14 protein-coding genes are annotated in these 12,915 nt (G+C 53.4%); 8 read left to right on the top strand and 6 right to left on the bottom strand.

Annotated features, from left to right (window positions below; all coding sequences use genetic code 11):
• Window positions 1-146: 146 nt before the first annotated feature.
• On the bottom strand, window positions 147-1,418 hold the full coding sequence (gene urtA, locus I6L53_RS11230) for an urea ABC transporter substrate-binding protein (RefSeq protein ID WP_217124968.1): 1,272 nt from the start codon (window positions 1,416-1,418) through the stop codon (window positions 147-149).
• A 257-nt stretch (window positions 1,419-1,675) separates the two neighbouring features.
• Here urtA and I6L53_RS11235 point away from each other — a divergent pair, with 257 nt between their 5' ends.
• Both I6L53_RS11235 and I6L53_RS11240 read left to right on the top strand, forming a co-directional pair.
• A complete protein-coding gene (locus tag I6L53_RS11235; protein ID WP_042319111.1) occupies window positions 1,676-2,128 on the top strand; it encodes an STM2901 family protein in 453 nt (150 codons plus the stop codon).
• Window positions 2,128-2,445, top strand: a complete 318-nt coding sequence (locus I6L53_RS11240; protein ID WP_042319112.1) for a DUF1493 family protein — start codon at window positions 2,128-2,130, stop codon at window positions 2,443-2,445. The genes I6L53_RS11235 and I6L53_RS11240 overlap by 1 nt, the downstream gene beginning before the upstream one ends.
• 68 nt (window positions 2,446-2,513) lie before the next feature.
• On the opposite strand, the gene I6L53_RS11245 is transcribed toward I6L53_RS11240, so the two are convergent.
• Both I6L53_RS11245 and I6L53_RS11250 read right to left on the bottom strand, forming a co-directional pair.
• On the bottom strand, window positions 2,514-3,617 hold the full coding sequence (locus I6L53_RS11245) for a cobalamin-independent methionine synthase II family protein (RefSeq protein WP_042319114.1): 1,104 nt from the start codon (window positions 3,615-3,617) through the stop codon (window positions 2,514-2,516).
• A 151-nt stretch (window positions 3,618-3,768) separates the two neighbouring features.
• The gene (locus I6L53_RS11250) at window positions 3,769-4,170 is read right to left on the bottom strand and encodes a rhodanese-like domain-containing protein (RefSeq protein WP_042319116.1); all 402 of its coding nucleotides are present in this window, start codon (window positions 4,168-4,170) and stop codon (window positions 3,769-3,771) included.
• A 94-nt stretch (window positions 4,171-4,264) separates the two neighbouring features.
• Between I6L53_RS11250 and ftrA the strand changes: the two genes are divergently transcribed.
• The 3 genes from ftrA (at window position 4,265) to I6L53_RS23815 (ending at window position 5,542) form a co-directional block, all read left to right on the top strand.
• Window positions 4,265-5,236: a transcriptional regulator FtrA gene (ftrA, locus tag I6L53_RS11255; RefSeq protein ID WP_378078078.1), complete on the top strand. Its 972-nt coding sequence runs from the start codon at window positions 4,265-4,267 to the stop codon at window positions 5,234-5,236.
• Window positions 5,237-5,339: 103 nt separating this feature from the next.
• Window positions 5,340-5,435, top strand: a complete 96-nt coding sequence (gene mgtS, locus I6L53_RS11260) for a protein MgtS (RefSeq protein WP_000901367.1) — start codon at window positions 5,340-5,342, stop codon at window positions 5,433-5,435.
• Window positions 5,435-5,542 carry a hypothetical protein gene (locus I6L53_RS23815; RefSeq protein ID WP_230325127.1) on the top strand — a complete coding sequence of 36 codons (108 nt, stop codon included), beginning with the start codon at window positions 5,435-5,437 and terminating at the stop codon, window positions 5,540-5,542. The genes mgtS and I6L53_RS23815 overlap by 1 nt, the downstream gene beginning before the upstream one ends.
• 433 nt (window positions 5,543-5,975) lie before the next feature.
• On the opposite strand, the gene I6L53_RS11265 is transcribed toward I6L53_RS23815, so the two are convergent.
• A complete protein-coding gene (locus I6L53_RS11265) occupies window positions 5,976-7,142 on the bottom strand; it encodes a serine hydrolase domain-containing protein (protein WP_094465424.1) in 1,167 nt (388 codons plus the stop codon).
• 122 nt (window positions 7,143-7,264) lie between these two features.
• Window positions 7,265-9,310, bottom strand: coding sequence for a peptidyl-dipeptidase Dcp (gene dcp, locus I6L53_RS11270; protein ID WP_042319119.1), 2,046 nt, complete (start codon window positions 9,308-9,310; stop codon window positions 7,265-7,267).
• 138 nt (window positions 9,311-9,448) lie between these two features.
• Between dcp and ydfG the strand changes: the two genes are divergently transcribed.
• The 3 genes from ydfG (at window position 9,449) to ydfZ (ending at window position 11,359) form a co-directional block, all read left to right on the top strand.
• Window positions 9,449-10,195, top strand: a complete 747-nt coding sequence (ydfG, locus tag I6L53_RS11275; protein ID WP_042319121.1) for a bifunctional NADP-dependent 3-hydroxy acid dehydrogenase/3-hydroxypropionate dehydrogenase YdfG — start codon at window positions 9,449-9,451, stop codon at window positions 10,193-10,195.
• A gap of 87 nt (window positions 10,196-10,282) precedes the next feature.
• A complete protein-coding gene (locus I6L53_RS11280) occupies window positions 10,283-10,969 on the top strand; it encodes a GntR family transcriptional regulator (protein WP_042319123.1) in 687 nt (228 codons plus the stop codon).
• A 186-nt stretch (window positions 10,970-11,155) separates the two neighbouring features.
• Window positions 11,156-11,359, top strand: a complete 204-nt coding sequence (gene ydfZ, locus I6L53_RS11285) for a putative selenium delivery protein YdfZ (protein WP_042319125.1) — start codon at window positions 11,156-11,158, stop codon at window positions 11,357-11,359.
• A gap of 49 nt (window positions 11,360-11,408) precedes the next feature.
• On the opposite strand, the gene I6L53_RS11290 is transcribed toward ydfZ, so the two are convergent.
• The gene (locus tag I6L53_RS11290) at window positions 11,409-12,875 is read right to left on the bottom strand and encodes a mannitol dehydrogenase family protein (protein ID WP_042319128.1); all 1,467 of its coding nucleotides are present in this window, start codon (window positions 12,873-12,875) and stop codon (window positions 11,409-11,411) included.
• Between the last annotated feature and the right edge of the window lie 40 nt (window positions 12,876-12,915).

Raw genomic sequence — 12,915 nt, forward strand, 5'->3', positions numbered from 1 at the left:
GGAGGGATAAAAACGTTGACAAACCTTGCGACGCTTTCGCCGGATGACGGCTACGCCTTATCCGGCCTGCATCTGCTTACCCCTGCTCTGTCCAGGCCCGATAAGCTTGCGCCATCGGGCAGTACGCAGAGCAGGAGGGCTTAACGTCAGTTGCTGGCTGTTTTCACCGGCTGGTCTGATTTCTTATCGTTACCGGCAATGAACGGGCTCCACGGTTGGGCTCGAACCGGCTCTTCGGTCTGCCATACAACGTTGAATTGACCATTGCCTTCGATCTCACCAATCATCACCGGTTTATGCAGATGATGGTTGGTGGCATCCATCGTCAGGGTGAAGCCCGACGGGGCCTTAAAGGACTGTCCGGCCATCGCCGCACGGACTTTATCCATGTCCGTCGTCCCGGCTTTTTCGACGGCCTGCGCCCACATGTGCAGGCCAACGTACGTTGCTTCCATCGGATCGTTAGTCACAACGGTGTCAGCATTTGGCAGCGTATGGGCTTTGGCGTATGCACGATAATCGGCGACAAATTTCTGGTTAGTCGCGTTATCAACCGATTCGAAGTAGTTCCAGGCCGCGAGGTTACCCACCAGCGGTTTGGTATCAATCCCACGCAGTTCTTCTTCGCCAACGGAAAAAGCGACCACCGGAACGTCGGTGGCTTTCAGCCCCTGGTTTGCCAACTCTTTATAAAACGGGACGTTGGAATCGCCGTTGATCGTCGACACCACGGCCGTTTTACCCCCGGCGGAGAACTTTTTGATATTGGCGACAATCGTCTGGTAATCACTGTGACCAAACGGGGTGTAAACTTCTTCAATATCTTTATCGGCAATCCCTTTTGAATGCAGGAACGCACGCAGGATTTTGTTGGTCGTACGCGGATAAACGTAATCGGTGCCCAACAGGAAGAAGCGTTTGGCGCTCCCACCGTCCTCACTCAGCAGGTACTCAACCGCCGGGATCGCCTGCTGGTTGGGTGCCGCACCGGTGTAGAAGACGTTCGGCGACATCTCTTCCCCTTCGTACTGAACGGGGTAGAACAGCAGGCCGTTCAGCTCTTCAAAAACCGGCAACACCGACTTACGCGACACGGAGGTCCAGCAGCCAAACACCACCGCCACCTTATCCTGGCTCAGCAGTTGTCGTGCTTTCTCGGCAAACAGCGGCCAGTTTGAGGCCGGATCAACCACCACCGGTTCCAGTTTCTTGCCTAATACGCCCCCTTTGGCGTTGATCTCATCAATCGTCATCAGGGCCACATCTTTCAGTGGCGTTTCGGAGATCGCCATCGTGCCGGAAAGTGAGTGCATAATGCCCACTTTAATGGTGTCGGCGGCCTGAACGCTAAAACTGAGTCCCATCGCGGCAACCGAGGCCGAGAGTGCAAACGCTTTGAGTAAGGTACGACGCTGCATAATTTCACTCCTGAAAATAAAAATGCTGTGAGTTCTGGTGCGACCCGACAAACAACACGGCGCAAAAATGAGTTCAGGAGAAATAAAGCAAAAAAGATGCCAGAACGATTTTTCAGGATCAAAACTGTTTTATCGAGCTATTTGTCCTTATTCAAGGCTGTGTGAAAGACACAGTTACATTTGCCTCAAACTTGCCTTATTGCCACTAAAAAATAGACGTTTTAACTTGAGGTACCTATCTGAATGAGATTTAGGTTATGGATACAACAGAGGAACTTGGTAGCACCTATTTTTATCAAGGCAATGCAAATGTAACACCGCAAGAACTGTTCTGGTTAATATTCGCCGAAGGCCTGGCAAATCACTTGGGGATATCCATAGAGACAGCGGCAACGATTTTAACCGGATTGCCCCTTATACCTAAGCGTAAAGTCCTTGGAGCATCAGGCTCCCGAACCAGTTTAGCATCAAAACTCGCTCGTAAAATTTTCAAGGACGCCCGATTCCCGGATGGCATTAGAGTTGAAACCACAATAGGTATGGGTAAGAGTCGGTTCACTAATAAAATAGGATCTGCAATAGGCAGAGCCGTTCCATATGTCGGCTATGCACAAGCAGCGCTAGTATTTAGCCTTGTTGCCAGAGAAACGAGATATAAATACAACTTGATAGTAAAACCCAAAGATCGTATTGCCTGGATATATTTCTGATGCTATTACCCGATGAGCAAGAGTTCTTAAACTACGTCACCGATAACTATAGCGAGCACAAACGCCCTGTCAGCAAGGAATGGACGTTTCAGGAGTTTTTTAATCTCGTGCCTGAAGATCTGGAGGATATGCTCATTGACTTATTCACGAGATATGGCATTGAGCACACTAATTTTACACTCGATAACTACTTTGAGCCTGAACTGTTCTGGTGGCAATGGAAGCGCAAAAAAGAGTGGAAAGGTCGCCAACTGAAGCCGCTGACGCTCGAAATGATTATTGAATCAGCAAGGGCTGGATGCTGGCTGTATGACTAAGAAAATGAACCAAAATGGATCCGCGCTGCATTATTAGTGTGCAACGCGGTGTGCATTATTGAGGCAACTTACCAGACCTGTTGGGCTATTTCGGTGATAAGTTTGATTTTGTTCCACTGCTGGGCTTCCGTGAGGGTATTCCCCTCTTCCGTTGAAGCAAAACCGCACTGCGGGCTGAGGCAAATTTGCGCTTTATCAACATAATGTGCCGCTTCCTGCAGGCGCGCTTTCACGCCCTCCGGGTTTTCCAGTTCGCCATTTTTGGTGGTAACCAGTCCCAGTACCACCTGCTGGTGACCAGGGCGAATAAAACGCAGCGGCGCAAAGTCGCCGGAGCGATCGTTGTCATACTCCAGGAAGAAAGCATCGACGTTGACACTGCCGAACAGGATCTCCGCAACCGGTTCATAACCGCCTTCGGAGATCCAGGTTGAGCGGAAGTTACCGCGGCAGACGTGCAAACCCACCGTCAGGTCGGCCGGTTTATCCGCCAGCGCCCGGTTGATAACATCGGCATAAATCCGCGCCAGGGCGTCAGGGCAGTCCCCGCGCTCGCGAATTTGCTGGCGCTGGGCATCAGAGCAGAGATACGCCCATACGGTGTCATCCAGTTGCAGATAGCGACAGCCTGCGGCGTAGAAAGCGTGGATAGCATCGCGCCAGGTGGTCGCCAGATCGTCAAAATAGGCCTCAAGATCCGGATACACAGAGGCATCAATATCCTTACGCCCTCCGCGAAAATGCAGCACACTGGGGCTGGGAATAGTCATCTTAGGTTGCGCGTTACCGCTGATGCTCTTCAGATAGCGGAAATCTTCCAGCATCGGATGCTCGCCGAATGCCAGTTTGCCAGTAACCCGTACGCCGTGCGCTTTAGTCTGCACACCATTAAACTGAATACCCTGCTGTGAGTCATAACGTTCAACCCCTTGCAGACCGTCGAAGAAATCAAAATGCCACCAGGCGCGACGAAACTCACCGTCGGTGACGACGTGCAGGCCGCAGGCGCACTGCTGTTCGACCACCCGGCGAATCGCGTCGTCTTCGACCGCGCGTAACTGCGGTGCGGTTATCTCCCCGCGCGAGAACTGCTGGCGGGCAACTTTGATATCGTCGGGACGTAAAAAACTGCCAACGACTTCTGCGCGAAATGGTGCCTGTTGTCTTTGCATGTGATCTCCTTCGTCGTCAGGCAATGATTGCCTGACGTGATAGTTTCTTATTTAAACATTTAGACTTCTGGATGTCTATGCGTCCAAATTGACATGCAATAGTCGGGCAGGCAAACGAGATAAATTCATCGATGATGAGAAAAATTCATCTTCAGTCCGGGGAACCGGCAAACGCGTAGCCTTCATCTGCCCAGCCGGTGATGCCGCCAATCATGACCTTCACGGGGATGCCCAACCTCGCAAGCTTCAGTGCCGCACGGTCGGCACCGTTACAGTGAGGCCCTGCGCAGTACACCACAAACAGGGTATCCGCAGGCCACTCTTTCATACGTTCGGCGTTCATCATGGCATGTGGCAGATGAATAGCCCCCGGTATATGCCGACGAGCAAACGTCTCTGGCTTTCCCACCACGTGGAGTAAGACGAAATCCGGCTCCCCGCGATGGATACTGTCATAAACATCGGCGCAATCTGTTTCCAGACTCAAACGCGACAGGAAATGGCTGACCGCAACGGCGGATGTCGCGGCTGGAAACTCAGTAACATGACTCATTCTACTTTCTCCTCAGGGACGATTGTGTTTACAATAATTTAACCATTCCTGACCTCAGACACCGTCGTTGACCATGCCAAAAAACACCAGGATTATGCCAAAAACGCAGCGCCCGCTTGTGGTTGTGCTCGCCTATGACGGACTGTGCACTTTCGAGTTTGGCGTGGCGGTCGAAATCTTCGGTCTACAGCGCCCTGAACTGGGGGCTGACTGGTATCGTTTTGCCGTGGCGTCTGTAGATGACGGTCCGCTCCGGGCGACCGGCGGGGTGCGGATCGTGGTGGATGGTGGGCTGGAACTGTTGGCTGAGGCAGATACGATTGTCGTTCCCGGTTGGCGGGACAGCGACGCGCCGGTGCCGGAGGCCTTGTGTGCTGCACTGCGCAGCGCATGGGCGCGAGGTTGCCGTCTGCTGTCGATCTGTTCCGGCGTGTTTGTACTGGCGGCGACGGGGTTGCTGGACGGGCGCAAAGCCACCACCCACTGGCGTTACACGGAGACGCTCCAACAGCGTTTTCCGGCGATCGAGGTGCTTGATGACGTGCTTTATCATGATGCCGGGCAGTTGCTGACCTCGGCGGGTAGCGCGGCGGGTATCGACCTTTGTCTTTATCTGGTCAGAGAGGACTACGGCCTTGAGGTTGCCAACAGCGTTGCCCGACGGCTGGTGGTGCAACCCCATCGCGACGGCGCGCAACCGCAACAACTCCAGCGCCCTGTCGCCCGTCAGCGTGAAAGCCAGACGCTCGGCCAGTTGTTTGATTTCCTGCATCAAAATCTGACGTTGAATCACGACACGGCTTCGCTGGCCAGGCGCGCCGGAATGAGTTCGCGTACATTTTTACGCCGTTTTACCGACTGTACGGGCACCACGCCTGCACGCTGGATCCTCAATGAGCGGTTATTGCGGGCACGCGACTACCTGGAAAATTCACCACTCAGCGTGGAACTGATCGCAGAACAAACCGGTTTTGGCAGCGCGGCGCTATTTCGCCACCATTTTCGCCACGCTTATTGTCTGTCCCCTTCACAATACCGAAAGAAATTTACTTTTAGCGTTAAATAATCACCCAATTCAGCTTTTGTTTAGGTTAATGCTGCTATTATCTCTTTCACCAACCAAAATTAAGGTAAGCGAGGAAAAACATAACCTGTCAAAGGAGGTAACTATGCTGGGTAATATGAACGTTTTTATGGCCGTTCTGGGAATTATTTTATTTTCTGGATTTCTGGCCGCTTATTTCAGCCACAAATGGGATGACTAATGAACGGAGAAAGTCCTGAACCGATAAGGCCCCTTGTCGCATCACTGCACAAGGGGCCATTTTTATGTCTGACAGGCAAAAAAAAACCGCCGGATAACCGACGGTGAATGCTTGCATGGATAGATTTGTATTTTACTTTTTCCACCATCCCGCCAATCCCGGCAGCGACAATGGATCGCATACACTCTACCATGTCAATTCTCAATGAAGGTTAAACGGCAGGAATTAAGATTCCGGCGCGTCTCGTTTCCACTCTTTTTTACTCTGGCAACATGCAGTACGGGAAGACCACGGTTCAGCGGAACGCGTATTCTGTAAATCCTGCGATTCGGGACGGGTATTCCAGCGTTTTCTCTGTAATTTCTTGCGCATGAACAACTGCATATTACCTCCGATTCTCACTGTTTTAGTCCATTAATCAACTTGTTGAATGGAATTTAGCATATCGAATGCAGGTTAATGTCAATAAAACCGCTGTTTTGTAAAGACGGCATCGCACGACGAATTATTTAAAACAGGAAAGTCAGCAGGACGTTTAATTTACTGCCGGGCTAACTGACTGAGAATGGTATGCCCCAGATAATTACTCCAGTTAAAACTATTTTGCAGCACCACCACCGCATTCTGATTTCGCTTGTCAAAGCCAATATAACTGGAATATCCACCAATATACCCGACCTGCCAGGTTATCTGACGATCGGCTAAGGTATCGGTCACCCACGCAATATTCGCTGCCTCTTTCTGGCGATAAAAACGGATACGGGAGACATCCGCAAATGCACGGGCGAGCGAGGCGTTCTCCCCCGCTGCAAAATGAGCCCGCGCGTAGCCCGCCAGATCGCGCGCACTGCTGTATAAACTCGCCGCCCCGACCATGTTACGCTGGAACGTCCAGTCCGGCGTCAACTCGCCACGCTGGATGAGTTTCGGCTGATCTCCCGCGTGGCCTAATGCGCGATACGGATAGGCTTTGAGCGTCGTCGGCAGAAAACTGCTGCTATTCATCTGTAATGGCTCAAAGATCAGACGATTTGCCAGTGACGAGATCGATTCACCGGTTTGACGTTGCACGATGTAGCCAAGCAGAGCGTAGCCGAGATTGGAATAGTGCGGCACACGCGCCTCAGGCGCGGTGAAGTCGGAGAGATATGTCAGCACCGTGTCGCTATCCAGTTGGGTATAAAAGTTTTCACCGGTACTGAAATAACGCAGGAGATTTTCCAGCGTCAGCAGATCCATCGGCTGTCTGGGTAAACCGGAGGTATGCGTCGCCAGTTGCTGTAGGGTGATCTTTCTGGCGTCATCGCTTAGCGGCGTATTCATCGGTAGAAGTTCCGCCAGGGTGTCGTCCCACTGGAGCACGCCCTGATTCACCAGCAGGGTGGTCACTTCAGCCGTGACGCCTTTGCTCAGCGATCCCAGCGCAAACAGCGTGTCCGGGGTGATCGGATAACGATGCCGACTGTCAGTCACGCCGTAACTGTGGAACTCCACCGGCCCATTGTGCTGAATGACCGCCACCACCATCCCGGTCACTTGTTTTTCCTGCATATACTGGCGGATCATCGGATCGATGCCGCGCGCGTAGTATCCCACCACCGCCTGCGCACGCTGTTCGGCAGGCATATTCATCTGCGATAAGGTGCTGTTGCCGCAACCGGCCAGCAGCAGGACAGAGGAAAAAAGCAGTGGCGTGGCGCCTTTCATGAGCAGAAAGTCGCCTGGATATCAGCACAGAAAAGGAAGAGAACAGACATGTGCAATCGCGGACTCCGAAAAATGAAGCCCGCATTGTACATCAAGTTGTCGATATTGGGTTGTCGATCGTGTTATCCCGCTAAACCACGGTGTTTCAGCATAGGGTCGATCTGTGGTTCACTGCCTCGCCAGGCCGGGTAAAGACGCTCTAAATCTTCACTGTTGCCACGGGATAAAACCGCCTCACGAAAACGCTGACCGTTCTCACGCGTCAGACCACCCTGCTCTACAAACCACTGAAAGCCGTCATCCGCCAGCATCTGCGTCCAGAGATAGGCGTAGTAGCCTGCTGCGTAGCCACCGCCAAAAATATGGGCAAAATAGCTGCTGCGATAGCGCGGCGGTACCGCAGGAAGACAGAGTTGCTCTGCCGCCAGCAGTTGCTTTTCAAACGACTCCACGGGCTGATCCGCTTCTTCAACAGACAGCCTGTGCCACCCCATGTCCAGCAGCGCGGCGCTGAGCAGTTCGCTCATGTCATAGCCTTTATTGAACAAGCTCGCCTTACGCATCTTGTCCTGTAACGCCTCTGGCATTTTCTCGCCGGTGGCGTAATGGCGGGCGTAGCGGTCGAATACCGTCGGATGACTTGCCCAGTGCTCATTGATTTGTGACGGAAATTCAACGAAATCACGCGGCGTATTGGTTCCCGACAGCGACGCATAGCGCTGAGACGCAAACAGCCCGTGCAACGTATGACCGAACTCATGGAATAGCGTGATGACATCATCCCAGAGTAGCAGCGCGGGCTGTCCCGCCGGGGGCTTCTGATAGTTGCAGACGTTGTAGATAACCGGTTGGGTTTCGTTAAGCGTCGACTGCTCAACAAAATTCCCCATCCAGGCACCGCCGCTTTTCGAATCCCGGGCAAAGAAATCACCGTAAAAAAGCGCCAGCCCGACGCCGTTATGATCGAAGATCTCCCAGACGCGTACATCCGGATGGTAGACCGGAATATCAAAGCGTTCGATAAATTTGATGCCAAACAGTTGGTTGGCGGTCCAGAACACGCCTTCGTGCAGAACGGTATCCAGTTCGAAATACGGTTTGAGCTGGGATTCATCTAACGCATATTTCGCACGGCGCACCTGCTCAGCATAAAAAGACCAGTCCCATGCCTGCGCGCTAAACCCGCCCTGTTCATCATCAATGACTTGCTGAATATCAGCCAGTTCATTCAGCGCCCGCTGACGCGCGGCAGGAACGATCGCGCGCATGAAGGCCAGCGCGGCGTCTGGCGTTTTTGCCATCTGATCGGCGATTTTCCACGACGCGTAATCCGCAAAACCTAACAGTTGCGCCTGGCGGGCGCGCAGAGCGACCAGACGCTGAATCAGCGCTCGCGTGTCATTATCATCCCCTTTCTCCGCCCGACGCCACCCGGCGTTAAACAGATTTTCCCGCGTCTGGCGATCGCGCAGCGCGCTCAACGCTGGCTGTTGGGTGGTGTTCAGGAGCGGAATCAGCCATCCCTCGGCTAGCCCTTTTTCGCTCGCAGCCTCACGCGCGCTGGCGATCTCTTCCGCACTGAGTCCTTCCAGTTGATGGGCATAGTCCACCACCAGACCACCGGATTTATTTGCTGCCAGCAGGCGCTGGTTAAACTGGCTGGTAAGCGTCGCCGCTTCGGTATTCAGTGCCCGGAGTTGCGTTTTGTCCGCGTCGCTCAGTTGGGCGCCGGCAAGGACAAAGCGCTGATGCGTCACCTCGATCAGACGCACGGACTCGCTGTCGAGACCGAGTGCATCGCGCTGCTGCCAGAGGTGTTCGACACGGGAAAAGAGCGTGCTGTTCAGCCAGATATCATTCGCCAGTTCTGCAAGCTCGGCAGAAAACGCTTCATCGAGACGCTGAAGTTCCTCATTGGTATGGGCGGCGGTCATGGCGAAGAAGACACTGGTAACGCGGGTCAACAGCTCACCGCTTTTCTCCAGCGCGAGGACGGTATTGGCAAAATCCGGCGCATCGCTGTTGGCAATAATGGCGGCGATATCCTCGCGCTTTTGCTTCATCCCTTCGTCAAATGCGGGGCGATAGTGACTGACCTCAATCAGATCAAAACGGGGTGCCTGATAGGGTAACAGGCTGTGGCTAAAGAACGGATTCGTTAACGACATCTTTCACTCCTGAAAACGATTTGTTCAATAGAGTAGGCTTCAGGGTAAAAGACCGCAATCCTGTAAAACCAGGATTACCCGCGTGGGCGGATCGCGTGCTATGGTAGTTAAACGTAAAAAGCGTTGAGGAACAGTGAGATGATCGTTTTAGTAACCGGAGCAACAGCAGGTTTTGGTGAATGCATTACACGTCGTTTTGTTGAGAACGGGCATAAAGTCATTGCCACTGGCCGTCGCCAGGAACGCCTGCAAGAGTTAAAAGAGTCGCTGGGTGATAACGTGCTGACCGCACAACTGGATGTTCGCAACCGCGCAGCCATTGAAGAGATGCTGGCATCGTTGCCTGCCGAGTGGCGTGACATCGACCTGCTGGTCAACAACGCCGGTCTGGCGTTGGGTCTGGAACCTGCGCATAAAGCCAGCGTGGAAGACTGGGAAACCATGATCGATACCAACAATAAAGGGCTGATCTATATGACCCGCGCCGTGCTGCCGGGCATGGTCGAGCGTAACCGGGGTCATATCATCAATATTGGATCTACGGCCGGAAGTTGGCCTTATGCCGGCGGCAACGTCTATGGTGCGACCAAAGCGTTTGTACGTCAGTTCAGTCTGAATCTGCGTACCGACCTGCACGGCACAGCCGTTCGCGTCACGGATATCGAACCGGGCCTGGTGGGCGGTACAGAGTTTTCCAACGTGCGCTTCAAAGGTGATGACAACAAAGCGGGCAAAACCTATGAGAACACCACGGCGCTAACGCCGGAGGATGTGACCGAAGCGGTCTGGTGGGTTGCCACCCTGCCAGCCCATGTGAACATCAATACGGTAGAAATGATGCCCGTGACCCAGTCTTTTGCCGGACTGAGCGTTCATCGTGGCTAATTTCGCCTCCCGGCCTACGGGCCGGGTATAGCTCGCAACGAAAAAGTGGTAGAATTTGTCAGTTAACTTTTTAAAAAGTAAGAGCGAATGACCGTCGAAACGCAACTCAACCCTACACAGCCCGTAAATCAGCAGATTTATCGCATTCTTCGCCGTGACATTGTGCACTGCCTCATTGCGCCAGGTACGCCGCTGTCCGAAAAAGAGGTGTCTGTTCGCTTCGATGTCTCTCGTCAACCGGTGCGCGAAGCGTTTATTAAGCTCGCGGAAAACGGATTGATCCAGATCCGTCCGCAGCGCGGCAGCTACGTTAACAAGATCTCCCTCTCGCAGGTGCGAAACGGCTGCTTTGTTCGTCAGGCTATCGAATGTGCGGTAGCGCGCCGGGCCGCAGCCCAAATCACCGACAGCCAGTGCTATCAGCTTGAGCAGAATCTCAATCAACAGCGGATTGCCATTGAGCGCAAACAGCTGAATGATTTCTTCGAGCTGGATGACGATTTTCACCAGAAACTGGCAACCATTGCCGACTGCCAACTGGCATGGGACACCATCGAAAATATCAAGGCCACGATCGACCGCGTACGTTACATGAGCCTCGATCACGTCTCTCCGCCGGAAATGTTGCTCCGTCAACACCTCGATATTTTTGCCGCGCTGGAAAAACACGACGCCGATGCTGTCGAACAGGCTATGACCCAACATCTGCAAGAAATCGGCGAGTCGGTCCTGCTGATCCGCCAGGAAAACAGCGACTGGTTCAGCGAAGAATAAGTTTCCCGCCTCATCTTCAGAGAGATGAGGTTTCCCCATTTTCTCCTCTGCATATCCACATCAAAAAAGATGTGAGATTGATCAAAAACAAAAAAAATCCTGACTGATAAGCGTATTTATATAGCGCCCGTTACGTGGGACCTGAGCCCGCGGGCTTTGACGGTAAGTTAGAAAGGAGAAAATACCATGATGACATACGATCGTAACCGTAACGCAATCACCACAGGCAGCCGCGTGATGATCAGTGGCACCGGCCACACCGGTCGCATCAAAGCGATTGAGACCGAAGGCCTGGATGCAGCGCAAATTCGTCGTGAAAAAACAGTCGAAGTGGAAGGCTGTGAAGGCAAATTTGCCCCGGTAGAACTGATACGGCTCGGCATGAACTAATGGTGTGAGTGCCGGATAATGCCCCGATTATCCGGCAGTCCTGAGGCAGTTACTTCACTTTTGTCGCATATTTTGCCACGGTGGCTTTCGCCCCTTCCGCCAGCAACGTCTTATAGGCCTCTTTCACCGCCTGCGTGAACAGCGCCACCTGCGGCAGTTCGTTACCAAAGATCGCATCGATACCCAGCAACGCCTCAACCCGGCTTTCACCTTCCGCACTGTTTTGTACCGCCTGTTGAATAACCGGCAGCAGCGGATCGTTTACTTCAATGGCATTCCCCTGCTCGTCCACGCCGCCGACGTAGCGCATCCAGCCCGCCACACCCAGCGCCAGCAAATCGAAATGACTGTTATTCGCCAGATGCCAGCGTACAGAATCAAGCATTCGCTGAGGCAGTTTCTGGCTTCCGTCCATCGCAATCTGCCAGGTACGGTGGCGCAGCGCCGGGTTGCTGTAGCGTTCGATGAGTAAATCAGCATAACGGGCGAGATCAACCCCCTGTACTTTCAGCGTTGGCGCCTGCTCGTTAAGCATCAGCGCCCGAGCCGCGACGCGGTAATTCTCATCCGCCATGCAGTCGTTGATATGCTGGTAACCGGCAAGATAACCCAGATACGCGAGGAATGAGTGACTGCCGTTAAGCATCCGCAGTTTCATCTCTTCAAACGGGATTACGTCAGAAACCAGTTCTGCCCCTGCCTTTTCCCACTGCGGGCGACCAGCAACAAAGTTATCTTCAATCACCCACTGGCGGAACGGTTCGCAGGCTACGCCCGCCGGATCGCGCACGCCGGTCAGGTTTTCAATTTTATCCAGTGTGTCGGCAGTAACGGCCGGAACAATACGGTCAACCATCGTCGACGGGAACGTGACGTTTTGTTCGATCCACGCGGCCAGGTCGGCATCTACCGCACGTGCATAGGCGATCACCACGTTACGCATCACATGACCGTTTTCAGGCATGTTGTCGCAGGACATCACGGTAAAGGCCGCGATGCCCGCCGCCTTACGACGCGCCAGCGCTTCAACTACCACGCCCGGCGCAGATTTCGGCTGGTGAGGGTTTTGCAGATCGGCGACGATCAGGGGGTGATCGAGCATCAGTTGTCCGGTTGCCGGGGAATGGCAATACCCTTTTTCAGTAATCGTCAGTGAAACAATCGCAACCTGCGGCTCACACATCGCCGCCAGCACGCTCTCCAGTCCGTCAACCTGAGCATGCAGCGCCTTTTTCACCACGCCCACGACTCTCGCCGTCCAGGCATCGGCAGACATTTCCGCCACGGTATAGAGATTATCCTGCTGTTTGAGATCCGCGATCTGCTGCTCGCCGCCGATCAGGTTCACTTCGCAGTATCCCCAGTCGCTGTTGTGCTCTGCCGCCAGAATATCGGCGTAAACGCCCTGGTGCGCACGATGGAAAGCACCAAAACCAAGATGAACAATACGCGGGATCAGTCGGTTGCGATCGTAGTCAGGAAGCGTCGCCTTTGCCGTTAAGAGCTTGTTTTGCATTGTATGACCTACTTTGAATGAAATCAGGACGGTCCCAGAG

The sequence above is a fragment of the Citrobacter farmeri genome (assembly GCF_019048065.1).
Lineage (GTDB): Bacteria > Pseudomonadota > Gammaproteobacteria > Enterobacterales > Enterobacteriaceae > Citrobacter_A > Citrobacter_A farmeri.

Excerpts from the sequence above, each read along its gene's own strand:
- urtA (WP_217124968.1), bottom strand. The coding sequence starts at position 1,418 with ATGCAGCGTCGTACCTTACTCAAAGCGTTTGCACTCTCGGCCTCGGTT.
- I6L53_RS11235 (WP_042319111.1), top strand. The coding sequence starts at position 1,676 with ATGGATACAACAGAGGAACTTGGTAGCACCTATTTTTATCAAGGCAAT.
- I6L53_RS11240 (WP_042319112.1), top strand. The coding sequence starts at position 2,128 with ATGCTATTACCCGATGAGCAAGAGTTCTTAAACTACGTCACCGATAAC.
- I6L53_RS11245 (WP_042319114.1), bottom strand. The coding sequence starts at position 3,617 with ATGCAAAGACAACAGGCACCATTTCGCGCAGAAGTCGTTGGCAGTTTT.
- I6L53_RS11250 (WP_042319116.1), bottom strand. The coding sequence starts at position 4,170 with ATGAGTCATGTTACTGAGTTTCCAGCCGCGACATCCGCCGTTGCGGTC.
- ftrA (WP_378078078.1), top strand. The coding sequence starts at position 4,265 with ATGCCAAAAACGCAGCGCCCGCTTGTGGTTGTGCTCGCCTATGACGGA.
- mgtS (WP_000901367.1), top strand. The coding sequence starts at position 5,340 with ATGCTGGGTAATATGAACGTTTTTATGGCCGTTCTGGGAATTATTTTA.
- I6L53_RS23815 (WP_230325127.1), top strand. The coding sequence starts at position 5,435 with ATGAACGGAGAAAGTCCTGAACCGATAAGGCCCCTTGTCGCATCACTG.
- I6L53_RS11265 (WP_094465424.1), bottom strand. The coding sequence starts at position 7,142 with ATGAAAGGCGCCACGCCACTGCTTTTTTCCTCTGTCCTGCTGCTGGCC.
- dcp (WP_042319119.1), bottom strand. The coding sequence starts at position 9,310 with ATGTCGTTAACGAATCCGTTCTTTAGCCACAGCCTGTTACCCTATCAG.
- ydfG (WP_042319121.1), top strand. The coding sequence starts at position 9,449 with ATGATCGTTTTAGTAACCGGAGCAACAGCAGGTTTTGGTGAATGCATT.
- I6L53_RS11280 (WP_042319123.1), top strand. The coding sequence starts at position 10,283 with ATGACCGTCGAAACGCAACTCAACCCTACACAGCCCGTAAATCAGCAG.
- ydfZ (WP_042319125.1), top strand. The coding sequence starts at position 11,156 with ATGATGACATACGATCGTAACCGTAACGCAATCACCACAGGCAGCCGC.
- I6L53_RS11290 (WP_042319128.1), bottom strand. The coding sequence starts at position 12,875 with ATGCAAAACAAGCTCTTAACGGCAAAGGCGACGCTTCCTGACTACGAT.